Genomic DNA, 986 nt, shown 5'->3' on the forward strand with positions numbered 1-986 from the left:
AGATAGAAATGACTGCCACGGTTATCGATCTCACCCGCCTTACGAGAAGGTGATTTGTTCTCATCAAGGAAGACTTCAGTCGCTTTATCAAGCGTACTTGCAAGCACTTTCGCGCGAGGGTTATCCGTTTTGTCACTCAAATCTTCGAGTGATACCGCAATCGCTAAAAACTCACCTAACGAATCCCAACGCAAATGGTTTTCTTCATTGAATTGCTGAACGTGCTTCGGCGCAGAACCACCAGCACCTGTTTCAAACAAACCCCCACCAGCCATCAATGGCACGATAGAGAGCATTTTTGCACTTGTACCTAATTCAAGAATTGGGAACAAATCCGTTAGATAATCACGTAATACGTTACCAGTCACTGAGATCGTGTCTTTACCGCGAATCAGACGCTCCATGGTTAAGCGAATCGCTTGGTCTGGCGAAAGGATACGGATGTCGAGACCTTCAGTATCATGTTCCTTCAGGTACATTTCGACTTTAGAGATCATCGATGCATCATGTGGACGCTCTGGGTCTAACCAGAATACTGCAGGCATACCGCTAGCACGTGCACGAGTAACGGCTAATTTCACCCAATCTTGGATTGGAAGATCTTTTGTCTGGCACATACGCCAAATATCACCCTTCTCAACATCGTGAGAAAGCAAGACATTGCCCGCATCATCAATAACACGAATAGTTCCATCTGCTTCAAGCTCAAATGTCTTATCGTGCGAACCATATTCTTCTGCTTTTTGAGCCATCAAACCAACGTTTGGAACCGTGCCCATAGTCACTGGATCAAAGTTATCGTGATGCTTACAGAAGTTGATAATTTCTTGGTAAATAGTCGCGTAGGTACTCTCTGGAATCACCGCTTTGGTATCTTTTAACTTACCATCGGTGCCCCACATCTTACCGCCGATACGGATCATTGCGGGCATAGAAGCATCAACGATCACGTCGCTAGGAACGTGTAAGTTTGAAATACCCTTGTC

At 45.3% G+C, this 986-nt stretch carries 1 protein-coding gene; it reads right to left on the bottom strand.

All coding sequences use genetic code 11. The annotated features are described in order from the left end of the window. The coding region (locus tag A3738_RS00975; protein WP_197473493.1) for an NADP-dependent isocitrate dehydrogenase at positions 1-986 on the bottom strand (986 nt) is incomplete at both ends.

Source organism: Oleiphilus sp. HI0066 (assembly GCF_001635725.1).